The organism is Campylobacter suis (assembly GCF_905120475.1).
Lineage (GTDB): Bacteria > Campylobacterota > Campylobacteria > Campylobacterales > Campylobacteraceae > Campylobacter_A > Campylobacter_A suis.
Window position 1 is genome coordinate 361,781 of record NZ_CAJHOE010000001.1, and the last position, 24,728, is coordinate 386,508.

21 protein-coding genes are annotated in these 24,728 nt (G+C 38.2%); 13 read left to right on the forward strand and 8 right to left on the reverse strand.

Annotated features, from left to right (window positions below; genetic code table 11):
- The first annotated feature begins 127 nt into the window (after positions 1-127).
- From purL to LQV35_RS01970, 11 genes are all read left to right on the forward strand, one after another.
- On the forward strand, positions 128-2,323 hold the full coding sequence (purL, locus tag LQV35_RS01925; protein WP_230056178.1) for a phosphoribosylformylglycinamidine synthase subunit PurL: 2,196 nt from the start codon (positions 128-130) through the stop codon (positions 2,321-2,323).
- A 9-nt stretch (positions 2,324-2,332) separates the two neighbouring features.
- A complete protein-coding gene (locus LQV35_RS01930; protein ID WP_230056179.1) occupies positions 2,333-3,388 on the forward strand; it encodes an SDH family Clp fold serine proteinase in 1,056 nt (351 codons plus the stop codon).
- Positions 3,389-3,391: 3 nt separating this feature from the next.
- Entirely contained in the window at positions 3,392-4,147 is a 756-nt protein-coding gene (locus LQV35_RS01935) for a TerB family tellurite resistance protein (protein ID WP_230056180.1), read from the forward strand.
- Positions 4,148-4,166: 19 nt separating this feature from the next.
- On the forward strand, positions 4,167-4,688 hold the full coding sequence (locus tag LQV35_RS01940) for a PD-(D/E)XK nuclease superfamily protein (RefSeq protein ID WP_230056181.1): 522 nt from the start codon (positions 4,167-4,169) through the stop codon (positions 4,686-4,688).
- Positions 4,685-5,482 (forward strand): DNA-methyltransferase, encoded by a 798-nt coding sequence (locus tag LQV35_RS01945; RefSeq protein WP_230056182.1) that lies wholly within the window; start codon positions 4,685-4,687, stop codon positions 5,480-5,482. Before LQV35_RS01940 ends, LQV35_RS01945 begins: the two co-directional genes overlap by 4 nt.
- 15 nt (positions 5,483-5,497) lie before the next feature.
- Positions 5,498-5,632 carry a hypothetical protein gene (locus LQV35_RS09080; RefSeq protein ID WP_268250080.1) on the forward strand — a complete coding sequence of 45 codons (135 nt, stop codon included), beginning with the start codon at positions 5,498-5,500 and terminating at the stop codon, positions 5,630-5,632.
- 53 nt (positions 5,633-5,685) lie between these two features.
- The gene (purH, locus tag LQV35_RS01950) at positions 5,686-7,218 is read left to right on the forward strand and encodes a bifunctional phosphoribosylaminoimidazolecarboxamide formyltransferase/IMP cyclohydrolase (RefSeq protein WP_230056183.1); all 1,533 of its coding nucleotides are present in this window, start codon (positions 5,686-5,688) and stop codon (positions 7,216-7,218) included.
- A gap of 300 nt (positions 7,219-7,518) precedes the next feature.
- On the forward strand, positions 7,519-10,635 hold the full coding sequence (locus LQV35_RS01955) for a cytochrome c biogenesis protein (protein ID WP_230056184.1): 3,117 nt from the start codon (positions 7,519-7,521) through the stop codon (positions 10,633-10,635).
- 10 nt (positions 10,636-10,645) lie between these two features.
- Positions 10,646-11,071, forward strand: coding sequence for a fatty-acid--CoA ligase (locus LQV35_RS01960; RefSeq protein WP_230056185.1), 426 nt, complete (start codon positions 10,646-10,648; stop codon positions 11,069-11,071).
- Between the two features lie 57 nt (positions 11,072-11,128).
- A complete protein-coding gene (locus tag LQV35_RS01965) occupies positions 11,129-11,692 on the forward strand; it encodes a CheB methylesterase domain-containing protein (RefSeq protein ID WP_230056186.1) in 564 nt (187 codons plus the stop codon).
- Positions 11,682-12,512, forward strand: a complete 831-nt coding sequence (locus tag LQV35_RS01970; RefSeq protein ID WP_230056187.1) for a CheR family methyltransferase — start codon at positions 11,682-11,684, stop codon at positions 12,510-12,512. The genes LQV35_RS01965 and LQV35_RS01970 overlap by 11 nt, the downstream gene beginning before the upstream one ends.
- 49 nt (positions 12,513-12,561) lie before the next feature.
- Here the strand turns inward: LQV35_RS01970 and hpf are convergent, their stop codons facing one another.
- The 6 genes from hpf to fliW form a co-directional block, all read right to left on the reverse strand.
- Entirely contained in the window at positions 12,562-13,089 is a 528-nt protein-coding gene (hpf, locus tag LQV35_RS01975; protein WP_230056188.1) for a ribosome hibernation-promoting factor, HPF/YfiA family, read from the reverse strand.
- 65 nt (positions 13,090-13,154) lie between these two features.
- Positions 13,155-13,643: a hypothetical protein gene (locus LQV35_RS01980; protein ID WP_230056189.1), complete on the reverse strand. Its 489-nt coding sequence runs from the start codon at positions 13,641-13,643 to the stop codon at positions 13,155-13,157.
- Positions 13,589-14,419 carry a prepilin-type N-terminal cleavage/methylation domain-containing protein gene (locus LQV35_RS01985; protein WP_230056190.1) on the reverse strand — a complete coding sequence of 277 codons (831 nt, stop codon included), beginning with the start codon at positions 14,417-14,419 and terminating at the stop codon, positions 13,589-13,591. Before LQV35_RS01985 ends, LQV35_RS01980 begins: the two co-directional genes overlap by 55 nt.
- Positions 14,416-15,009 (reverse strand): prepilin-type N-terminal cleavage/methylation domain-containing protein, encoded by a 594-nt coding sequence (locus LQV35_RS01990; RefSeq protein WP_230056191.1) that lies wholly within the window; start codon positions 15,007-15,009, stop codon positions 14,416-14,418. The genes LQV35_RS01985 and LQV35_RS01990 overlap by 4 nt, the downstream gene beginning before the upstream one ends.
- 8 nt (positions 15,010-15,017) lie before the next feature.
- Positions 15,018-17,603 (reverse strand): hypothetical protein, encoded by a 2,586-nt coding sequence (locus LQV35_RS01995; RefSeq protein WP_230056192.1) that lies wholly within the window; start codon positions 17,601-17,603, stop codon positions 15,018-15,020.
- 4 nt (positions 17,604-17,607) lie between these two features.
- Positions 17,608-17,991, reverse strand: coding sequence for a flagellar assembly protein FliW (gene fliW / locus LQV35_RS02000; RefSeq protein ID WP_230056193.1), 384 nt, complete (start codon positions 17,989-17,991; stop codon positions 17,608-17,610).
- Positions 17,992-18,125: 134 nt separating this feature from the next.
- On the opposite strand from fliW, the gene LQV35_RS02005 reads away from it, so the two are divergent.
- Complete coding sequence (locus LQV35_RS02005; protein WP_230056194.1) at positions 18,126-18,773, forward strand: outer membrane protein assembly factor BamD; 648 nt, start codon at positions 18,126-18,128, stop codon at positions 18,771-18,773.
- 9 nt (positions 18,774-18,782) lie between these two features.
- Positions 18,783-21,191, forward strand: coding sequence for an endopeptidase La (lon, locus tag LQV35_RS02010; RefSeq protein ID WP_230056195.1), 2,409 nt, complete (start codon positions 18,783-18,785; stop codon positions 21,189-21,191).
- A gap of 40 nt (positions 21,192-21,231) precedes the next feature.
- Here lon and LQV35_RS02015 read toward each other — a convergent pair whose 3' ends face one another.
- A complete protein-coding gene (locus LQV35_RS02015) occupies positions 21,232-23,463 on the reverse strand; it encodes a nitric-oxide reductase large subunit (protein WP_230056196.1) in 2,232 nt (743 codons plus the stop codon).
- Between the two features lie 151 nt (positions 23,464-23,614).
- Positions 23,615-24,718: a redox-regulated ATPase YchF gene (ychF, locus tag LQV35_RS02020; protein WP_230056197.1), complete on the reverse strand. Its 1,104-nt coding sequence runs from the start codon at positions 24,716-24,718 to the stop codon at positions 23,615-23,617.
- Between the last annotated feature and the right edge of the window lie 10 nt (positions 24,719-24,728).

The following is a 24,728-nucleotide window of genomic DNA, read 5'->3' on the forward strand; positions in this document are numbered from 1 at the left end:
CAAATTTAAAAAAGCTTTAAAAACTCTTTGGTCAAACTTTATTTTCGTATTTTTTATTGTAGTAAAATTATCATAAATTTAGCCAAGTTTTGATAATATCATTTTAAATTTACACTAAGGCTTCAAAATGGACAAAGCTACTATCAAAGCACACAAAATCAGCGAGAGTGAGTATGAAAATATACTTAAAATTTTAGGTCGTGAGCCAAATTTATTAGAGCTTGGCGTGTTTTCGGCGATGTGGAGTGAGCATTGCAGTTATAAATCAAGCAAAAAGTATCTAAATGGCTTTCCGACAAAGGCGCCTTGGGTCATACAAGGACCGGGCGAGAACGCCGGCATCATCGATGTTGGGGGCAGATACGCAGCTGTGTTTAAGATGGAGAGCCACAACCACCCAAGCTTTATCGAGCCATATCAAGGCGCGGCGACTGGCGTTGGCGGGATACTTCGCGATATCTTTACCATGGGTGCAAGGGTCGTTGCAAATATGAACTCGCTTCGCTTTGGAAGCTTTATAGGCTCTGATAAGGTGGCAAAGTATCAACGTCATTTGATTAAAGGAAGTGTCGCTGGGATAGGGCATTATGGCAACTGCATGGGGATACCAACGGTTGGCGGCGAGGTGGCATTTGATGAGAGTTTTAATGGCAATATTTTAGTAAATGCCTTCGCTCTTGGGCTTTGTAAAAGTGATGAAATTTTTTACGCAAAAGCCGAAGGCGTGGGCAATCCCGTAATGTATGTCGGCTCAAAAACTGGTCGTGATGGGCTAGGTGGCGCGGTCATGGCAAGTGATAGCTTTAACGACGCAAACAAAAGTCTTCGCCCAACCGTGCAAGTAGGCGATCCATTTGCCGAAAAGCTTCTTATGGAGGCTTGTTTGGAGCTGTTTAAGACTGATTTTATCGTGGGCATTCAGGATATGGGAGCGGCTGGGCTTACTTCGAGTAGTTTTGAGATGGCTGGGCGAAGCGGTAGTGGTATGCGAATGCACCTTGAGCGAGTGCCAATGCGAGAGAGCGGTATGACGCCATATGAGCTTATGCTAAGTGAAAGTCAAGAGAGAATGCTCATTTGTGCTAAAAAAGGGTGTGAGGATAAGATAAAAGAAATTTTTGCCAAATGGGATCTTGACGCTGAGGTCATTGGCGAGGTTACAGATAGCGGTAAAATGGAGCTTTTCTGGCACGGCGAAATGGTGGGCGAGATACCGATCGAGCCACTTAGCGAGGCAGCCCCAGTGCTAGATCGCCCGACAAAAAGACCAAGCTATTTGGATGAGATAAAGAACGTAAATTTAAGCTCGTTTAATAAGGTTAGCAACCAAGAGGCGTTTGAGAAGCTACTTCGCGACCCGCATATCCTAAATAAAAGCTTTATCTACGATCAATATGACGCAAATATCCAAACAAACACCATAAAACAGCCGGGCCACCTAGGTGCTGCTGTCATTCGTGTAAAGCAGACCGGCAAAGCCGTAGCTATGGGTATGCAGTGTAGCTCAAGGCACAACTATGTAGATCCAAAAATAGGTGCTGCGATGGCGGTGGCTGAGAGTGGGCGAAAGGTCGCGATGAGCGGTGCTACGCCGCTTGCGATAACAGACTGCCTAAACTACGGCAACCCTGAAAATCCCGAGGTCATGTGGCAGTTTGCACAAGGTTGCGAGGGCATAAAAGAGGCGTGTAAAGAGCTAAATACGCCAGTGGTGAGTGGAAACGTGAGCCTTTATAACGACACGGACGGAGTTAGCGTGTATCCGACACCTGGTATTGTAAGCGTGGGTGTAAATGATGACGCGACAAACTCGCTTTCTAGCGTATTTAAAGCTGAAAATACGGCGGTTTATCTAGTCGGCGAGACTAGCGGAGAATTTGGTGCGAGTTTGTATATGAAGACACTCTTTAACGCGGTTGGTGGTAAGTTAAAAGAGATTGATTACCAAAAAGAAAGAGCTTTGTGGGAGCTGGTAATTGAAGCAAACAAAGCAAAAATTTTAGAGTTTGCAAACTCTGTTGGCACTGGTGGCGTGGCGATGAGTTTGGCAAAAATGTCAGCTATAAGTGGAGTTGGCGTAAAGGCAAAGTGTGAGTTTGGCTATGAGAGATGGGTATTTGATGAGAGCTTTTCAAGGGCTATTGTTGGCGTAAAAGATGAGGCGAAATTTAGCGAGTTAGCGGATAAATTTGGCTTGAAAATTAAAAAGATAGGCGTAACGGGCGGAGAAAATTTTGAGATAGACGGCGTTAAAATGAGCCTAAAAGATATGAGTGAAATTTACTTTAATGAGTTTGCAAAAGTGATAAAACAAGATGATTAAAGGATAAAAATGAGCTTGAAAGAGTGGATAGGAAGCTCCGCAAAAGGGGCGTATGAAGAGCAGGAGCGAGAGAGTAGAAAATCAATCGCCAAACCGCCGATTTTATTTAACCAAACGCAAATGCTTATAAAAAATTTAGAAGCAAAGCTTGGCGGAACGCTCATTACCTACTACAACTCAAACGCTGGATCGGTTTGCGGAAATGACGCTTCGGCGATGTATGAAATTTTGCGTGGCAAAAAGATAGATAATGCCTTTTTGTATATCAAAAGCGACGGCGGAAGCGGTATCGCAAGTCTTAAGAACATCTCCACGCTTCGCAACTACTGCAAAAACGTCATCGCCCTTGTCCCTGCAAACTGTGCTTCGGCTGCGACGATGATGGCACTTGGGGCAAACGAGATAGTCATGGGGCCTTTGGCGTATCTTACTCCTGTTGATACATCGCTAAAGCACGAGCTAAGTCCGACTACCAAAAACAACGAGCTTTCAAGTATCTCGATGGACGAGCTAAGCCGCGTGATAAAGTTGTGGAAAGAGCAAGAGAAACAAAATGATCTAAATCCCTATAAATCGCTTTATGAGTATATCCATCCGCTTGTTTTTGGGGCTGTGGATAGGGCTAGTTCGCTCTCGCTTAAAATTTGCCGTGAAATTTTACGCTATCACATTCATGATGATGAAAAAATCAAGCAAATTTCAGAAAAGCTAAACAGCGATTACCCGGCTCACGAGTATCCGATAATGTTTCGCGAGGCCGAAGAGATCGGGCTTCACGTGCGAAAGATGGACGATGAGCTAAATGAAATGCTTCAAGAGCTAACCATGCTTTACTCAGAGATGGGACAGCGCGCATTTACCGACTATGATGAGAACAGCTATCATGATAACAACATCGCAAATATCATTGAAGCAAACGGAAAGCAAATTTATTATCAGATAGATAAGGACTGGTTTTACCGCTCTGATGAGAGGCGGTGGAGCGTGATGAATGACGAGAGTTCGTGGCGTAAAAACGAGCTTGTCGGCGGTAAGCTTAAAAACACTATATATCATCTGTGGTGAAAAATGGGTACGATTTTATTTTACGCTATCATTTTTTGGGTGCTTTATAAGCTTTTTGCAAAGTTTAAATTTGCAAGTGGCGGTAGCTTTTCAAATCGCAGAGCATTTAGTCAAGATGAGGCGAAATTTCTAGTGGCCCTTCTTGCAAAGGTCGCAAAGGGCGATGGAAGGGTGAGTGAGCTAGAAGCTAGGCTAGTTAGTCAGACTTTCGATGATTTGGTGCGTAAAACTGGGGTGGATAGGGCTGAGCTAAAGGCGATATTTGACACTGAAAAGGAGCTAGTTGATGAGGCTTATGAGGTGGCACTTGAGTATAGGCAAAAGCTTCATCTTGATAGGCAAACAGCGATCGCTCGTATAACATTTTTCTTAAATTTAGCCTATTTTGATGGCGAGTTTCATCCAGATGAACGCAAAGTGATAGAGGATATATCGCGTGGATTTGGCATAGATAGGGCGTTGCTTGATGCGATTATTTTACGATTTGAGCAGTTTTATAACGCTCATTCGCGTCATTATAATAGGTCGCAAAATACACACTCCCCCGCTAGGCGTGACGCGTATGAGGTGCTTGGCGTGGCTAGGGATAGTGAGTTTGGCGTGATTAAAAAACGCTATAGAGAGCTTGTGAGAAAGTATCATCCTGATATTTTGATGGGGCAGGGCGAGAGTGAGGAAGTTATCGAAAAATCAACCAAAAAACTTCAAGAGATAAACGAGGCGTATGAGAGTATCAAAAACGAACGAGGCGAGAGCTAAAACCAATAAAAGGAGTAAAATGATAGAAGGTGGCATAGGTGGTTCAAATACGCAAACTGGACTTATTTTTGAAGGGAAAGTTGATTTAGCAACATTTCTTTCACATCAAAATGGATATATAGTAAATGAAAAACAGGAGGTTTTTTATGATAATAATTTGGTGGCACAAATTTTTAAAAAATATAAATTTTATGATTTTTTAAAAAATAAAGGTGTTGATTGGGAAAATATAATCTCAAAACGCCTTTTGCCAGATGATAGCATTTATGTTATTATAAACAATACATTTTTTATTATAGAATGTAAATTCCAACAAGTAGCAGGTAGTGTAGATGAAAAACTTCAAACTTGTGATTTTAAGAAAAAACAATACCAAAAATTACTTTCACACTTAAACACGGAAGTGCAATACATATACTTGCTTAGTGATTGGTTTAAAAAGCCAGAATATAGAGATGTTTTGGATTATATAATTAGTGTAGATTGTAAGTATTATTTTGAATATATACCACTTCAAATTTTAGGGCTTCCAATACCATGAGTTGCGATTTTATACTTCATAATGGTGATACTTTTAAAATCTTACCAAAATTTCAAAATGAATTTGATTTGATTTTTGCAGATCCACCGTATTTTTTATCTAATAATGGACTAAGCATACAAAGTGGCAAAATAGTCAGTGTAAATAAGGGCGAATGGGATAAAAGCTATGGAATAGATGAAATAGATAAATTTAACTTAGAGTGGTTGTCAATGGCAAAAAATGCACTTACTGATAATGGAAGTATTATGATTAGTGGCACATATCATAATATTTTTTCTATTGGTAGAGCATTGCAAAAGCTAGATTTTAAAATTTTAAATATAATAACTTGGCAAAAAACAAATCCGCCACCGAATTTTAGCTGTCGCTATCTTACGCATAGCACAGAGCAAATTATCTGGGCTAGAAAAAGCGAAAAACATAAACATATCTTTAACTATGAGTTTATGAAAAAAATAAATGGCGATAAACAAATGCGTGATGTGTGGGCTTTCCCTGCAATTGCCCCATGGGAAAAATCGTGCGGTAAGCATCCTACTCAAAAACCACTAGCACTTTTGGTGCGATTGATTTTAATGGCAAGCGATGAAAATAGTGTGATTTGCGACCCATTTAGTGGAAGTAGCACTACCGGAATTGCAGCAAATTTATTAGGTAGAAATTTTATAGGTATAGAAAAAGAGAGCGAATTTGTGGAAATTTCTAAAAATAGAAAACTTGAATTGGACGCTAATTTATCAAAATTTCGTGCTAAATTAAATGATTTGAGCTTGATAAATAATTTAATTTAAGGAGATTAGTGAAAAATGAATAACAAAAAGCCAAAAAATAATGCGTCTGGATATAATGGTAGCCAACCACTTAGAGTATATCTAAAATGCAAGATAGAAAAACCGTTAAGTGATTTTGGATATAGAGATATGTTTTGGTGGAAATATTAGCAATCAATTTTAGTGTAAAAAATGTCGAAGTAATACATGATAAAGGAGTAAAAATGCGAGCATTAATCAGTGTGAGTGACAAAGATGGCGTTGTGGAGTTTGGGCGTAGGCTAAGTGAGCTTGGCTGGGAGATTTTAAGCACCGGTGGGACTTACAAACTGCTTAAAGAAAATGGCATAAACGCGACAGAAGTTAGCGAATACACCGCGTCGCCTGAGATGTTTGAAGGGCGTGTAAAGACCCTGCATCCAAAAATTCACGGTGGGATTTTGCACCGCAGAGAGCTTGATGCGCATATTTTGGACGCCCAAAAAAACAGCATTGAGGCGATTGATCTGGTTTGTGTAAATTTATATCCATTTAAACAAACGACCATTCGCACTGATGACTTTGATGAGATCATCGAAAATATCGACATCGGTGGCCCTGCGATGCTGCGTTCGGCGGCAAAAAATTTCAAAGATGTCTTGGTGGTGACCGACATACTTGACTATGATGAAATTTTAGCTAGACTTAAGGACGGCAAGGCTGATTATGAGTTTAGAAGACACCTTATGATAAAGGCTTATGAGCATACGGCGGCTTATGATAGCATGATTGCAAACTATATGAACGAGCGATTTAACGGCGGTTTTGGAGCGAGTAAATTTATCGTAGGAAGCAAGGTTTTTGACACTAGATATGGCGAAAATCCACACCAAAAAGGCGCACTTTATGAGTTTGACTACTTTTTTACGAACAACTTTAGAGCCCTTAAAGGCGAAGCTAGTTTTAATAACCTAACCGACATAAACGGCGCTTTAATGCTTGCTACTAGCTTTGATGAAGCTCCTGCGGTGGCGATCATAAAACACGCTAATCCTTGCGGTTTTGCGGTAAAAAGTAACTTGCTTGAAAGCTACACAGAGGCTTTAAAATGCGATCCTATCTCGGCATACGGCGGGGTTGTAGCGATAAATGGCACGCTTGATAAGGCTTTGGCTGAAAAGATCAATGAAATTTATGTCGAAGTAATAATTGCTGCAAATGTCACAGATGAGGCTTTGGCGGTGTTTGAGGCTAAAAAACGCATTAAAATTTTCACTCAGGATAATAAATTTTTACTCCGTTCAAACGATAAATTTGACTTTAAGCGAATTGATGGCGGTTTTGTCTATCAAGAACGCGATGAAGTGAAAAATGACGAGCTTAAAAATATGAAGCAAATGGGCGAAGTGAGTGCTACAAAACAGCAGTTAGATGACGCGAGTGTTGCGTGGAAAGTGGCGGCACTTACGAAGTCAAACTGTGTTGTGTATGTGAAAGACTCGGCTGTTGTGGCGATTGGTATGGGTATGACTAGCCGTGTTGATGCGGCGCGCGCGGCAGTGGCAAAAGCAAAGGATATGAGGCTTGATCTAAACGGCTCGACATTAGCTAGTGAGGCATTTTTCCCTTTTCGTGATAGTATCGACATCGCAAATGAAGTCGGCGTAAAGTGCATTGTAGAGCCTGGTGGAAGCATAAGAGATGATGAAGTGATAGAGGCTGCAAACGAGCATAAAATAGCACTTTATTTTACTGGTGTTAGACACTTTTTGCACTAAAATTTAGCATAGATTTGACTAAGTTTGGCACTTGCTTAGCTTAGTCAAAATTTAAAATTTACTTTTAAAGCAAATTTGCTAAATGTTGTTTTATTTCTTACAATAACTAAAAGCTTAAAAATTATCTTAATAAATAAAATTAAGATAGATTAAAATTTTTACACATATCAAACTCTATAAATGCTATATTTTAAAATCATAGAGATATTTTTATATCGTTGTTTTCGGTAAATTCAACCTTTTTAAAGCAAATATTTAAACTAATATAATATAATAAGACTTTTACTAAAAAGGTGATATATGAAAAATTTGACAAAAACTTTTTTTAGCATGGCGTCAGCGATTGTGCTATTTTTGATATTTGCTATCGGCTCCGCAGTGGCAACTATCATAGAGAGGCTCGAGACGACGCAAGCAGCATGGGAAGTTGTTTATGGTGCGAGCTGGTTTGCGCTCGTTCAGGTGCTTTTGGGTATAAATTTGGCTTACAATATATTTGCCTACAAGCTTATAAATATAAAAAAGTTGCCTTCTTTGTTGTTTCATATGAGTTTTTTGATTATATTAATAGGCGCTGGCATAACAAGATATTTTGGTTTTGAAGGCACTATGCATATTCGTGAAAATACAGAGTCAAATACCATATTAACGCGAGGCTCGTTTATAAATTTTAGCACGGTAATTGATGGAGAACAGTACTCCGTCTCTATACCAAAAGAGCTTTCTACGCTAAGCAGAAGTGGCTTTGATCTCTCGCTTGACCTGCCAGGTGGGGTTGCGAATTTAAAATACCTAGAATATGTCCCAAAAGCTGGTTATAAATTTGTAGATGACGCAAATGGTAAGGCGGCCGTAGAGCTTGTGCTTTCTGATGAAACAGACAAAGAGGAGACTAGCCTTGTTGAAGGTGATGAGCTAGAGCTTGGACCTACATCTTTTGCTTTAAATAAACTTCCAAAGCATGGTCAAGCTTATGTTTTGTTTCAGATAAATAAAGAGCGTTCGTTTTTTGTTTCAAATACTGATATTACTGTGTTTGATGGCGAAAAAAAGACTATTAAGGCGGGAGAGGAGGTTGCTTTTGACAAGGCAAAGCTTTATACTATAAATGGTATAAATTTCTCTATCAAATTTGCTTCTCCAGCAGCTTCAAAGAAGCTAGTTTCAACACAAACGAGTGAATTTGACGCTATTGTTGCTGAGTTAAAACATAATGGCGAAAGTAAAGAGGTTGCCATGTTTTATAACATTTCTGAACCAGTGCGAGCTTTTATTGCAGATAAGGTATTTTTCGTATCTTGGGGAGCTCAAAGGATAAAGTTACCTTTTAGCTTTTACTTAAAAGATTTTGAACTAAAGCGCTACCCAGGCTCAAATTCGCCTATGGGATATGCTAGTGATGTTGTGGTAAAAGATCCAAACTCAGAAATTCAGCCAGGATTTGATTATAGAATTTATATGAATAATGTCCTAGATTACGCAGGATATCGCTTTTTCCAAAGCTCATATGACCAAGATGAAAAAGGCACAGTCCTATCTGTAAATAGAGATCCAGGCAAAATTACAACCTACATCGGCTACTTTATAATGGGGCTGGGTTTTATCCTAAACATTATAAATCCAGGCTCTCGTTTTAGAAAGCTGGCTCATCTTGTTGATGTTGAGTCAAGTAAAAAGGTTGTTGCTGTCTTGTTTGCTCTTTTTGCTGTGTTTAACACGCAAAATATCGTAGCAAACGACTTTTTGCCACATATTGATGCAGAGCATGCTGATAAACTTGGTAAAATTTTAGTTCAAAGCCCAGATGGTAGAATGAAGCCATTTGATACTGTTAGTCGTGATATATTAAATAAAGTTCATAGAAAAGATAGTATAAATAAGCTAAATTCTAACCAAGCCTTGCTATCTATAATGATAGAGCCAGAGTACTGGCGAAGCGAGCCTGTTATAGCTCTTGGAAGTAGTGCAGAGCTTAAAAAAGAGCTTGGTATCGACCCAGCTAAAAAATTTGCAAGTTTTGTTGAATTTTTTGCACTTAAAGATGGGCAGAGCGAATATAAACTAGGTCGTTTTGCTGATATTGCAAGTAGAAAGCACCCAGGATCTCGTGGGACTTTTGATAAGGATGTTATTAAGATAGACGAGCGTGTGAATGTCTTTTATATCGCTTTTATAGGCGAAATTTTTAAGGTGTTTCCAAAGCAAAATGACCCGTCAAATACATGGTCATCGCCGTATTCAGCTATGATGAGTTTCCCGCCAGAGGAGTCAGGCGTGATTGCCAATATAATGAAAGAGTATTTTGAAGCGGTTGAAGCAGCTATGAAGCTTGGCGAAAAGTCTAGTTCAAATGCTGATGAGTATACTAAAAAATGGTCATTAGCCGATGAAAAACTTGCAAATATAAAAATTTATCAAGAGAGATACGGCTCAAGTGTTATCCCTGCAAAATCACGCGTAGATATGGAAATTTTATTTAATAAGGTGCAAATTTTTGAACGCTTGACACCAGTTTATCTTCTTGCAGGTTTTGCGCTTTTGATATTTATATTTATTAAGATGCTTGCTCCAAGACTAAATATAAACCCAGTTATAAAAGCTATATATATTATAAATTTACTTGCTTTTATCGCGCATACAGCAGGGCTTGGACTTCGCTGGTATATTTCCGAGCACGCACCGTGGAGTAACTCGTATGAGTCGATGGTCTATATAGCTTGGGCTCTTGGACTTTCTGGCATCGTCTTTTCAAAGCGTAGCCCTATCGCTATAGCGCTTACTTCGATGTTGGCTGGTATAACTTTATTTGTCGCACATCTTAGCTGGATGGATCCGCAGATAACTACTCTTGTTCCAGTGCTTCAAAGCTACTGGCTAACTATCCATGTTTCTGTTATTACAGCTAGTTACGGCTTTTTAGGGCTTTGCTCTCTACTTGGCTTTTTTGTCCTAGTGCTTATAGTGATGCAAAGAAAAAATTCAGAAAACAAAGAGATAATGCGAAATATCACTGAAGCTACTCGTATAAATGAGATGGCTATGATACTTGGTATCAGTCTTTTAACACTTGGAAATTTCCTTGGAGGTGTTTGGGCAAATGAGAGTTGGGGTAGATACTGGGGTTGGGATAGCAAGGAGACTTGGGCTTTGATCTCCATCCTTGTATATGCGGCTGTGCTTCATATGAGATTTGTTCCAAAGCTTAATAGCCAATATGCCTTTGCTGTTGCTTCTATGTTTGCTTACTGGAGTATCATCATGACATATTTTGGTGTAAATTTCTATCTTGCAGGCATGCACTCTTATGCCACAGGTGACCCGATGCCGATACCAAACTTTGTATATGTTACGGTTGCTGTGATGTTTGCATTGTCTATTTTCGCATATTATAAACGAAAAAGCGTTCAGAGATTGTAAGGAAAATTTGTTGATTTGGGCTTTAGTTGCTATTTTTATATTGCTTTGTTTAGCTTTAGTTTTTTTGATATTAAAGCTAAGAGCTGGCACACAAAGCCCAATTTTAGAGACTAAAACCACACCATCTCAGCAAGAAAAAACTATAGCTATAGATGACTTGTTGAGTGTTGTTTTAAATCCAAATTCTAGTAAAAATGAGATTTTTGGTGCTTGTAGGATATTTGTAGAAAAACTTAGCATTCCACCAAAACAAGATGATAAAGCCTTAGATGATATTAAAAAGTATTTAAAATTTATAACTCTTGTGGCTTCTCATAAAAATGTCGATGCAAAGCTTATACTTTATCTGGGCACAAATGCAAAAAAGAAAAATCCATCTTACGAGCGCGAGATAGAGATAAGTGAAGCAGAGGGGATAAATAATCGAGCAAAGTAGTAAAAACAATAAATTTATGTTAAACTATAAATCTGTAAAAATTTACAAAGGTAGTATATGGCTCAAAAGCTAGTTCTTATAGGTGCTTCCACAGGTGGTCCAGGACATATAAAAAAACTTTTAAAGGATATTAGACTAAACGGTGCTAGCGTAGTTATAGCCCAACATATGAATAAAATGTTCATACCATCTTTTGCCTCGCAAGTTGGCAAAGAGTGTGGTGTGGAAGTAGAGCTTTTGTCTGAGCGAAAAATTTTAAAAGATAAAATTTATATCTGTGACCAAAATTTTATAATTAGCGATGTGTTGCCAATATCTGCAAAACCAGTACCAGAAAAGGTTACGACATTTACGCCAAATGTCGATGTTCTTTTTCACTCTGGCATTAGTGTTTGCAAACATACTGAGGTTATGGCTGTATTGCTAACAGGCATAGGTGATGACGGAGCTGCTGGGCTTGCAGCACTTTTTAAAGCTGGAGCAAAATGTCTTGCTGAGAGCGAAGAGAGTGCTATAGTTTATGGCATGCCAAAGCGGGCAAAAGAGCTAAATCCGCAGGTGCGAGTATTAAATGTTATGAGTATAAAAAAAGAGTTACAGGAGTTTTTAGATGTTCTTTAATAAGCCAGAGATTGTAGCTGGGCAGGTTGTCGATACTCCAGAGCCAAAAGATATGGAAAACTTTAACGAGTTTATAAAAAATATCAGAATTTTATGCGGTGTTGATCTTGAGTCCAAAAGAGATATAACGCTTAAGCGCCTAACTAGTTTTGCTAAAAACAACAATATCTCAACTTTTAAGGATATTGTAAGTTTGATACGTACAAACTACACATTAAGGCAAGATATTTTAAATTTAATCACAGTCAATGAGACATATTTTTACAGAGAGTTGCCACAGCTAAAAGATGTAATAAACTACGCAAGAGACCTTGGTGGGGCTAGAATCCTCTGTGCGCCTTGCTCTACTGGAGATGAGGTTTATTCGCTTGCGATGCTTGCTGTGGAGATGGGGATTGAAAAGGGTGCGATAAGTATCGTTGGTATTGATATAAACTCAGAAGCTATAAAACACTGCCAGGGTGCACACTATAACAGTAGGAGTATACATAGGCTTGACGATTTTCAAAAAAGTAGGTTTTTTGTAAAGCTTGAGGATGAAAAATTTGAGATAAAAAAGCAAGCTCTTTGCAAGTGTGAGTTTAAGGTGCTAAATGTATTTGATGATGCACTTTTTGCGCTTGGAAAATTTGACATCATCCTTTCGCGAAATATGATGATATATTTTGACGATGAGTTTAGGTTAAAATGTGTTGAACGACTCCATAGGATGCTTGGCGATCATGGTAGATTTTATGCTGGTCATGCCGATCTTGTTCCTTATACTCCGCTATATGAAAAGCGCTTTAGCGGTGGAACAACATACTACGCAAAGGTTTAAGTTTTAGTTTATAGGGGTTGTAGATATTCGGGGCAAGTTGCCCCGAATTTTAGTAAAGACCAAATTTTCCGTCATTTCTTTTATAAATAACACGCATTTTTGCATCAATGTCATTAAATACATAAAACTGCATGTCGCTAGTTTTTAAATGCTCTAGGGCCTCTTCTATCTCAAGTGGCTTGTAAAGCTCAAGCTCCATAGGGACTATCTCATCTACACCCTCTACCTTCTCTTCCCCAATATGCGAGCGCGTCTCTTTATCGTCAGCCTTGCCTTTTACGGTTGTTCTTTTATCATGCTCTCTTCTTAAAACCTTTGAAGCACGCTCAATAGCAAGATCTATCGCAGCATACAAGTCTTTGTCTTTTTGGCGGATAACTATGGTGTCTTTGTGTGCTAAATTTAGTGCAAATTCCGCACTAAAACCCTTTTTGCCTTGTTTTTCATCAGCTGAAACTACACATCTGCCTGAGATGATGTCTAGGTTGTATTTGCCAAGCGTTTCAAACGCATTTTCGATGTAGCCTTTTATAGGCTCGGTAAGTTCTATTTGTCTGCCTGTGATGCTTGTATTCATCGCATCCTCCTTACTTTAAAGTGTATCAGTATTATAACAACAAGAGGCTAAAGTAATAATAAAATTTAAAGTTTTTGCAAAGTTCTCTTAAAAAATCTCACTGGATAAATTTGCGCATCGTCTTCACTTTTGTTGTAAGTAACGCCAACATCGATTATAACGCTACCATTTTGATTAGGCTCTGAAATTTTTATGCCTTTGCAGCTGCCGATATTTCCAAAAAGTTCTATTGAAATTTTTATATCATAGAGCTTTACGGTTGTATTTGGCGGAGTAAAAGTTGTGCTGATGTCTGTTAGGCATCCTTGGTTAAAGTCATGTTTTAAAAGCCGTAACATGGCGTATTCTGTGGCACCTTGGGCGAGAATTTCTGCTTGTTCGCTTATGTAGCTTTGGGTAACTGAGTTTGAGCTAGTTGCTGAAAATTTTAAAGAAAGCATAGCTATACCCATCACGCCAATCATAAAAAATATCGCCATAAGTAAACTAAAGCCACTTCTCATTGCACGACCTTGCTTTTGCATAAAGTATCTAAATTTTGGTTGCTTAGGCATAACTTTAGCCTTATCGATCCATCATTTGCGCCAAATACAAATGTGCTTACATTTTTGGCTAATACCGCACTTTCACCATCTTTTGCACTCTCATTAAGCCATGGGCGGTAGTTAAAATAAAGCACAAGTTCGTTTTGTGCTGTAACTTGACTAGGAACCACTCTTATGGCGTAAGCCGTATGTGCTATGTGATAATGCTCGCTTACAAGCCCATCCAAACGCCTTTTGCCAAGCTCAAAAGTGATGTCATCTTTTATTTTTGCTGTGTCTAAATTTGTCTTACCACTATAACCAAAATCACTAGCGTTATAGTTTAGAGATTTAAATATCACAGCAAGTTCAAAATCAGAACCAAATTTTGGATTTAGATCGCCGATGACACTATCTAGTTTTGTTAGTTTGCTTAAAGGCGTTTTTATGGTTTGTTTTGTGCTTGCTTGAAGGTCTGCAAAGCCGCTATAGATGCTCTCAAAAAATGCTTCAGGAGTGTAGGCTACAAATTCAAGCGTATCATAGTCTGAGCCACCTTTATGTAAAAGAGGTAAAAATTTATCACTACCCCACTCTTTTGCTACCGCGCTTTCAGGGATGCGCACAGCAAGTAGTTTACCAATATACTCAAGTACATTTTGGCTTTGTAGCTCAAGTCTTACCATGCGCTCGCTGGTAGAATAATTTTTATAAAGAACAAGCAATAAATTTATGCCTGCCGTTGCCATTATCGCTATGATAACTACAACTAAAACAATCTCAATAAGACTAAAAGCTCTTCTCATTTTAACTGCTTTATCATCACGCCTTCAAGTTCACCGATATTTGTAACGATGGCATGCATGCGTATATTTTGACTTTGACTTTCAACACCTGCTTTGCCGTTTATGGTAACTAGCTTTGCATCAAAATTTTCTAAAACGCTTATATTCTCATCAAATGGCGTTCTTGTAGGATATGTGCTAATCTCATAGCTAAAATTTTGTGTAAAGTCGCTTGTATTGTTTGGGGTAAAATTTTCGCTTTTTATCTTATCTATACTTTGTAGGCTAGAGCAGCTACCATCGTGGGAGACTAAAATTTTAGTATCAGCAAAATTTCTGCGCCCTTCACCAAAAAGCCCAAATTTGATATAGAAATTTTCACTAGCAAAAATAGGCACGCTTTGACCTTCGTGTTCGTTTATGTAGGCACATGTATAAGGCGATTTTATAGCTAAAACAAGTGCGCTCTTTGCGTTTGTAACGCTTTGGCTTAGTGTGCTTTTTGCATTTGCATTAGCACTTAGTTTCATAATGGCTGGCAAAGATATACTTATAATGCCTATTATAACTATTGATACGATGGTTTCTATGAGAGAAAAACCTTTTTTCATTATGACTTTTACCACTCTATGCGACGATTTTTACGCTCTTGTATAGTTTTATAGATAAACTCGCCCACTGATTTTTGCTCTCCATTTGTGTTGTATGACTTGCCGTGCCAAGCATCATCTTGTCTATAAAGCCTAAGCCAAAAATAAGGCTTTTGCTCAAACCAAGTTATATTATCATCAAAAATAGGCGAAATTTTATCCTTTAGCCCCTCTTTTTGACTGTTGTTTTCAAATGTAAGCTCTCTAATACCATTTTCTAGCTTGCCAGCGCCCTTAAATTTACTCTCATCGCTTCCAACAAATAAACTTTCATAATTTTTTGCGATATCAAAATTTTCGCTATGTTTTTTATTTGTTCGCCAGTTTGAAGATGCTGGCATTAGCTCACCAAAAAAGTCAAAATTTTCTATCAAGTCGCAGTTTTTTTCACAAAAAAAGCCGTAGTGCTCATCTACTTTTATGTCATTAAAATTAAGCTCATGAAGCGCAGAATATACTCTAGCATTAAGAAATGCGACTTTTTTATCAGAGTTTTGTTGATTTGTTGCAAGGTTTTTGTTATCTTTTGTATATAAATTTTTTATTTCAAATTTGCTCGCATCTATTAAAAATGGCTCTTTGTTATCACTTTTATTAAAATTAAAAGCTAATGCCTGCTTTGCTTTGCCATCTCTAAAAAGCTCTTTTTTGATAACAAAAGTGCCGTTATTTTCTTGTAAAAAGTAAAATTTTTCATCTTTTTCATGTAAAATTTCTACTAAAATATCCTTTGCATAGCAATTTTTTGTAAAATTTTTAAGCTCTTTACCATTATAACTTTTTGCCAAAAACTCCAAAATCAAGCTAGCTGACATCTGTGAGTGCGAGCTTTTGTTGTTGTCATTTACATATACAAAATTCTCATCAAACGCACCACTAATACTTGCATTTATATCAAAACTTGTAGGCAAAACATCAAGTGTGACATCGTCTGCATTTTTAACATAGCAAGAAACCAGCCCATCACTTGAAAGCCCAGCAGTTATACCCTTAATCAAAATATCCTTGCATTCATACCCGTATTTTTTTACCTGCTCTATGGTTTTTGCTTTTTTAAAGTCATCTTGAGTGCTAAAATTTTGATACTTTTGACTATCTATTTGGCTAAATTCATCATCTAAGATATTTATCTCAAAGCTTACAACATCATCAAAAATAACATCTTCTTGCGTGCTAACTCCACCATTAAAAATGATAGATGGGACAAGGGAAACTTCTTTTACATCTGTTTTGCAAGAGTCATCATTTGGCTTTGGGGTTAGGGTATTTGTTAAAATTTCTCTCTTATTTAAATTTATAGTTTTTTGAGTGAGTTTAGTGCTGTATGTTTTTGAAATTTTGCCATTTATATCATTTGCTATGATATGCCAACTCGCTTTCTTGCCAGCCTTAAAGGCACTTGTATCATCTGTTTGAAGCATAAAATTTGCTGGCAAAACAGCAAAGGCATCGTCATCATCATAATGATCTTTAAGATATTCTAAGACTTTAGTCTTGCTTTCGCCGTTTTTAAAGGCGCCTAACACCACAGCCTTACTTGCTTCAAAGCTTTGCAAAAAGCACTCGTTTGCTCTGATACTAGCAAGCTTTTTTGAAAATTCATAGTTTATGTTTGACTTGTTGTTTTTTATGGTGGTGTTTGTGTATTTGGCATATATGTCAAATATCTGATGGCTATTAGCCCCATTTTTTGCAACTAAGCAGTAGCGATACGCCTTGCCCGCGTGCTTTGTTACCATCGGGCTATAAAATTTCCATTCGCTGCTTTTATCTTGTATAAAAAATCTCTCATCTATAACTCTCACTTCATCTGAACTTAAATTTGTGCTAACATGTGGCACTTGCCACGAGAAGCTATCTTTGCCAATAACTCTCATATATTCAAATATATTTTGTGGATTTTTAAATTTTGCTCTTCCTGTTGTTTTTTCTGGGTTTGTATAGTTTAGCCAAAGTAGCGAAAAAACAGCGTCCTTGGAATTTGTGTTAAGTTTTATGTTTATATCGTGATAGCCCTGTGTTAGTTTGATGAAATTTTTGCTTATGTCTAAATTATTTGATGTTAAAAAGAGTTCTTTTAGGGAGATAGTTTGAAGCTTTTTATCGTTTAGTGTAACACTAAAATTTACACTATTATCATCAGTAAAAAAGGCATAAGTCCCAGTATCTTGTACATAAATATAGCCCTTCCACTCTACACTCCAGCTCTTTTGTGAAATTTGAAGCGGTGCATTTAGTGGATCGGCAAGTGATTTGTAAGGGTAAAAATAGCGATCATTTTGTTTTGGGCTAAAGTTAAAATTTATATTTTCATCGATATAAAAACCACCATTTTCATCGACATTTAAGGGGCTAAATTTGCTTGCATATACAGGCGAAGTACCTTTAAAATTTAACTTTTTAAAAATACCAGCATCACCATCTTTGTAGTAGGCTTTTAGACCACATTTGCTATCTTTTTGCTCGCAGTCTATGCCATTTGAAATTTCGGCAACAACGCCAAAGGCGGTAACACAAATAAACAAAGTAAGTAAAATGTGCCGCCAAAAGTGCATAAAGTTATTTTTGTATAAAGCTCTCTATCTGTTCAGCTTGTCCGTATTGTGGGTATAGGTTCATATCTAAAACTACTTGAGAAAGCGTCATGTTGTCCATATTGCAAACTATAGGAGCCATAAAATTTACATGTGATTTTTCAAGTGGCAACGATACTACCAAAATGTTATAAACACGAAGTTCGCTTGTATCTTTTATCTGCATAAGTTCTTCATAGTAGCTTGGAATTTCAAACTCATAGTCCCTAAGTGCATACGGGTTTATCATAGTAAAAGATGTTGCATCATCTTTGCTTTGAAGTTTTACAAAAAATTTATCAAGCTCGATAAGCTCCATCGTTTTTATATGCTCAAAACCAAGTATCGGACTTTTAACGGTGAATGTCATTTTTTCTCCTATTTTAAGTTTGCTTATATTGTATCATTTTTCTTGTTAAAAAACAAAAAATTTCTAAATTTATCCAAAAATAATCGCAAAAAATGTAAAATAGCAAAAATATAAAAATAAGTTAAAGGGTTTTGATGTTAAAAATCACTAAATTTTTACTAGCATTTGGCGTTGCGTCTATCTTTTTTGGGTGCGCTGAAAAATATACTGAGCTTTATAATCTAAGTCCAGACGAGTGGTATGAGCAAATCATTGCTGATATAAAGGCAGTTGATCTAGAAAGCGCGGATAAACACTATATATCTATGGCAAGCGAGCATGTTGCAAGCCCACTTTTAGAGCAAATTTTACTCATTTTAGCACAAGCTCATGCTGATGAGGAGGAGTATATTTTAGCTAATCACTATCTTGATGAGTATATCAAAAAGTATGGCGATAATGGAGAAAAAACAGAATTCGCCCAGTACCTTAAGATAAAGGCAAATTTTGATAGCTTTAGCCAGCCAAATAGAAACCAAAAACTAATGGAAGATAGCATTGCCGAGATAGAGAAATTTCTTTATATGTACCCATTTACGAAATTTCGCCCACTTATTGAGACGATGCTTATAAAATTTAAGTTAGCCACATACTACCTTGATATGCAGATTTATGACCTTTATGTTCGCACAGGACGAGATGTTTCGGCTGAAATTTACAAAAAAAAGCTAGACGAGTCTGCTTTAAAGGATGCGAATTTGCTTGAGCCAAATTTGCCTTGGTATCGTAGTATGTTTGAATAGGAGAGTGTTTTGCAGATAAATGAATCTAGAATTTTACCAACAGAACTTCCGATAATAGTCGAGGACGAGCTATTTTTATATCCGTTTATGATAACGCCACTATTTTTAAGTGATGAGGAAAATTTACGCGCGCTTGATGTTGCCTTGGCAAATGAGTCGCCTGTGCTTATCGTACCTAGTAAGCCACAAAATGATGGCGCAAGAGACTTTGAGAGCATTTATGATGCTGGGGTTATAGGCACTATAATGCGTCGTGTGCCGCTACCTGATGGGCGTGTTAAAATTTTATTTCAAGGCATGGAAAAGGGTCGTATCGTTAAGCAGATGTCTAAAATGCCTTTGCAAGCGGTCGTAGATATACTTCATGTTGTGCGCCCATCACAGGTAAAAACTGACGCACTAATCGTTGTTTTACGAGAAAAGGTAAGAGAGTTATCGCAGTTTAGCCACTTTTTCCCACCAGACTTGCTTAAGACTATCGAAGAGAGCGTGGAAGCTGTTAGGGTTTGCGACCTTGTTTCGTCTGCTTTAAGGCTTAAAAAGCAGATAGCTTATAGCTTTTTTATTGAGGAAAATTTGGAGCAGAGACTGCTAAAACTCATTGATTATGTTATCGAGGAGATAGAGGCAAATAAGCTTCAAAAAGAGATAAAAAATAAAGTTCATTCAAAGATAGATAAGACAAATAAAGAGTACTTTTTAAAAGAGCAACTTAAACAAATTCAAGCTGAGTTGGGGGCGAATTCTGATAGAGATGAAGAGATCGAGGAGTATCGCAAAAAGCTTGACGGTAAGAAAAAATTTATGGGCGAAGATGCCTATAAAGAGATAAAAAAACAAATAGACAAGCTTAGCCGTATGCACCCTGATAGCGCTGACGCAAACACGATTCAAAGTTATCTTGACTGGGTGCTTGAAGTGCCATTTGAAAATGTATCTAAAAAGCGCTCATCAATAGCTGAAGTAAGCAAACACCTAAATGCCGATCATCATAGTCTAGAAAAGCCAAAAGAGCGCATAGAGGAGTATTTTGCACTTCGTGAGTTGCTTGAGCTTCGTGGTATAAATGAAAAGGTAAATAACGGCGCTATTTTGTGCTTTGCGGGACCTCCAGGCGTTGGTAAAACCAGCCTTGCAAACTCTATCGCAAAGGCACTAAAACGCGAGCTTGTGCGTATAGCACTTGGCGGGCTTGAAGATGTAAATGAACTTCGCGGGCACCGCAGAACCTACATCGGAGCAATGCCTGGGCGAATAGTGCAAGGACTCATTGAAGCTAAGCAGATGAATCCAGTCGTGGTTTTAGATGAGATAGATAAGGTTGGCAGAAGCTACCGTGGCGATCCAACGGCTGTTTTGCTTGAAATTTTAGACCCTGAACAAAATAATAAATTTAGGGATTATTATTTAAATTTTAACATTGATCTTAGTAAAGTTATATTTATAGCAACTGCAAACGATGTAAGCGCGATACCAGCGCCACTTCGCGATAGAATGGAGTTTATACAACTTAGTTCATATACCCCGCAAGAAAAATTTGAGATAGCTAAAAAATATCTTGTGCCACAAGAGCTTAAAAAACATGGCTTAAAATCAAGTGATGTTAGTATTGCAAAAGATGCGCTTGAACTCATAATAGCCGAATACACTCGTGAAAGCGGAGTACGGAATTTGCGCCGTAGGATAGCTGATATTTTGCGTAAGGTTGCAAAAAATATCCTTATAAAAAATGATGGCAAAGTAAGCGTAACGGCTAAAAATTTAAAAGACTTCTTAGAAAAAAAGGTCTATGAGATCGAAACTGCAGATAAAAAAGATAAAGTAGGGCAGGTAAATGGTCTTGCTTGGACAAGTGTTGGCGGTGATGTTCTTCGTATTGAAGCTATTCGCATTCAGGGCAAGGGTGCTATGCAAATCACGGGACAGCTTGGTGATGTGATGAAGGAGAGTGCTCAGATAGCATTTAGTGTGGTTAAGGTGCTAATAGACAACAAAAAGATCAAAGTGCCGATGAGTATCGTTCCAAAATTTGATGATGATAAAAGAAAGCTTGAGCCTAGTGATGTTTACCGCAGGTATGACTTGCATGTGCATGTGCCAGAAGGTGCAACGCCAAAAGATGGTCCAAGCGCTGGTATAACTATGGTAACGGCGATAGCATCAATACTAACGGATATAAAAGTTCGACACGATGTAGCAATGACTGGCGAGATAACACTAAGTGGCAGGGTGTTGCCTATTGGTGGATTAAAAGAGAAACTTATCGCGGCTCATAAAGCAGGCATAAAAATAGCGCTAATCCCGCGCAAAAATTTTGAAAGGGATTTAAAAGATATACCAGAAGATGTAAAAAAGGATATTAAGATAGTTGCAGTAGATGTTATTGAAGATGTCTTAAAACACGCACTTGTCAAATAGTATCGATATAAGCTGGCTAGGAGAGCTCCTAGCCAAATTTTTAAGCTTTTTTGCTTGTTATAAATTTTATAATTTGCAATAAGAAGCAAAGACCACCTATAATAAATATCGTATCGCCAATCATTCTGACCCAGCGCAATGTCTGTAGATGTTCACCTTGTAAAAACTCAGCACTTCTGGCATACCACATACCATGTTCTAGACTTGCAAATGCTTGAAAAATTCCTATCGGCAGCAGTGATGTTAAGATCATTAGCATAAGTCCCCAATTTAGCGACCAAAAGCCTATTTTCATAAGTTTATCATCAAAACTTTGACCCTTATAAAGATATGTTGCAACTAGCCAAACAAAGCCAAGTGCTAAAAAGCCATAAACCCCAAAGAGTGCCGCATGTGCATGAACTGGCGTAGTGTTAAGACCTTGTATGTAAAATAATGCTATAGGTGGGTTAATGAGAAAACCAAAAACACCAGCGCCTAGCATATTCCAAAATGCAACTGCTATGAAGCAATAAAGTGGCCACTTAAGCGTTTTTGCCCAAGTTGTGGCAAATTGCAGGCGATACTGATGAAATGCTTCAGAGCCCAAAAGCACAAGCGGAACTACTTCTAGGGCTGAAAAAGTTGCGCCAACAGCCATTATGGGCGTAGTTGTGCCTGAAAAGTATAGATGGTGAAATGTTCCAGGGATCCCGCCTATCATAAAGATAGATGCGCTCGCAAGCGTGCTAAATGTAGCAAATTTCTTTGAGACAAGGCCAAGGCTAACAAAAACAAATGCAAGCGAAGCAGTAGCAAACACCTCAAAAAAGCCCTCAACCCAAAGATGTACAACCCACCAACGCCAGTACTCCATAACAGGGATCGGGTCGTGCTGACCATACATAAGTCCAGCGCCATAAAACAGACCGACTGCGATTGCAGATGCGCAAAATATTGCTAGCAAATTTTTATCTCCGTCCGCTCTAAGACCACCGACAAATCCACGAAGTAGCAACACCATCCATATCACAAGCCCTACAAAAAGTATGATCTGCCACACTCTGCCAAGCTCAATATACTCGTATCCTTGGTGCCCTAGCCAAAAGCTTAAATTTATAGGCATGATGTTTGCTATGGCTAGATATTCGCCAGCAAAACTACCAATAACAAGAACTAGCAGTGCGTAAAATAACAGATCAACCCCTAGTTTTTGAAATTTAGGATCTTTGCCACCATTAATGATTGGCGCTAAAAATAACCCAGCCGCCAAAAATCCAGTAGCTATCCAAAATATACTAGATTGAATATGCCAAGTACGAGCTAGTGAGTAAGGAATATACTGTGAAACATCTATCCCATAAAAGTGCTGCCCTTCGACTGTGTAGTGAGCGACAAATCCACCCATCATAAACTGAAATGCAAAAAGAGCAACTGTAACAAACAGATACTTGCTAAGTGCTTTTTGGCTTGGAGTAAGCGATAAAAGTGATAGTGGATCAGAGCTTGGTGGGGCTAAATGCTCATCATCTTTTTTGCCGTAAAATTCGCTAAACCACACAAGAAGCCCTATGCCTGCTAGCAGTAAAACTATGCTTGTTACTGACCAAAATATATTTTCACTAGTAGGAACATTGTCGATTAAAGGCTCATGTGGCCAGTTGTTTGTGTATGTTGCGTCAGAATTTGGACGGTTTGTGCTAGCCGCCCAGCTTGTGTAAAAGAAAAAGGCATTTAGCTCATCTCTGTTTTCTTTACCTGGGAGTGTATTTGTTTTCATAGCGTAGGCTTTGCGAATATCATCAAATTTCGCATCATCGCCAAATAAAGCACTATACTCATCGCTTACTATCTTTATCGCAGCTATCCTATCAGCGCTAAGGATTACACTATCGTTTGTGACGCTATTTGTGCGGTATTGAGCCTTTAGTTCTGTTTTTAGCGTTGCTTTTTGGATTTCATTAAGCTCATCATAGTTTTTGGCATATTTTTGCTTTGAGATGATTTGCAAAAATGCTACAAGCTCCTTGTGTAGCCAGTCAGCACTCCAGTCAGGCGCCTGATATGCTCCATGCCCCCAAATAGAACCAAGCTGCATACCGCCAATACTTTGCCAAGCCTCTTGACCTTTGAGAATTTTCTCTTTTGAGATGACGGTATTACCGTTTTGATCTTTAAAGTCTATGATTGGAGGTGAGCTACGATACACCTCGACGCCGTAATAGCCTAAAATTCCAAAAGCGATGGTAAGAACTGCGACCAGTGTTAACCAATACTTTTTGTATTCACGCATAAAAGCTCCTTATTTTAAAATTCGGAGTAATTTTATCGTGTTTTTTTATTACTTTTCAATGATGTATATCAAGACTAAAATACCCTTTTACTCTTTTTTAGAAATTTGGATAGAAGTTTACCCTGCGATATGGTTTGTAGGGTAAAATTTGTTAGACATTAAACCTAAAATGCATTACATCGCCATCTTTTACGATGTAGTCTTTGCCTTCAAGTCGCATTTTACCAGCCTCTTTTGCTGGTGTTTCTCCACCGCAAGCTATATAGTCATCATAGGCTATAACCTCCACCCTTATAAAGCCTCGCTCAAAGTCGTTGTGTATGACAGAGGCTGCTTTTGGTGCTTTAAAGCCATTTGTTATGGTCCATGCTCGCACCTCCACAACACCAGCGGTAAAGTAGCTTATGAGATTAAGCTTGCTAAATGCCGTTCTGATGATCTTTTCAAGACCACTCTCACTTGCCCCCAAAGAGCTTAAAAACTCATGAGCCTCTTCATCGCTTAGACCAACAAGCTCCTCTTCTATTTTAGCACATAGCTTTATGACCTCATGTCCTGACTGGCCTGCGTATTCTTTTAGTTTTATTACATATTCGTTATCTACTGAAAGCCCCTCTTCATCGACATTTGCTCCATAAATAACCTCTTTTGCGCTTAGCAAACGAAGCTCTTTGTTTAAAGCTATAAAAGTATCATTTTCACGCTCTGCAAAACTACTTGCCGACTTGCCGTCATTTAGATGAGCTAAAAGTAAATTTGCTATCTCTAAACTCTCTTTTGCCCCCTTTGCGTTTGCTTTTGCTTCGCGTGTTAGTCTTTCTATTTTTTTGCTTAGTTGCTCTATATCGGCCAAAATAAGCTCGGTCTGGATGATCTCTATATCCCTAACCGGATCTACTCCACCCTCAACATGTGTGATATTTTCATCGTTAAAGCAGCGCACGATATGTAGTATCATCTCTGTTTCGCGGATATTTGATAGAAATTTATTGCCAAGTCCTTCGCCTTTGCTAGCACCCTTGACAAGCCCTGCGATATCTACAAATTCTATCGTTGAGTATTGAATTTTATTTGGATTTACTATCTTTGCAAGCTCGTTTAGTCGCTTGTCTGGGACTGGAACGATAGCCTTGTTTGGCTCTATCGTGCAAAATGGATAGTTAGCACTTTCGGCATTTTGTGCCTTTGTTAGGGCATTAAATGTTGTTGATTTGCCGACATTTGGAAGTCCTACGATACCTACGCCTAGACTCATTTATCATTTT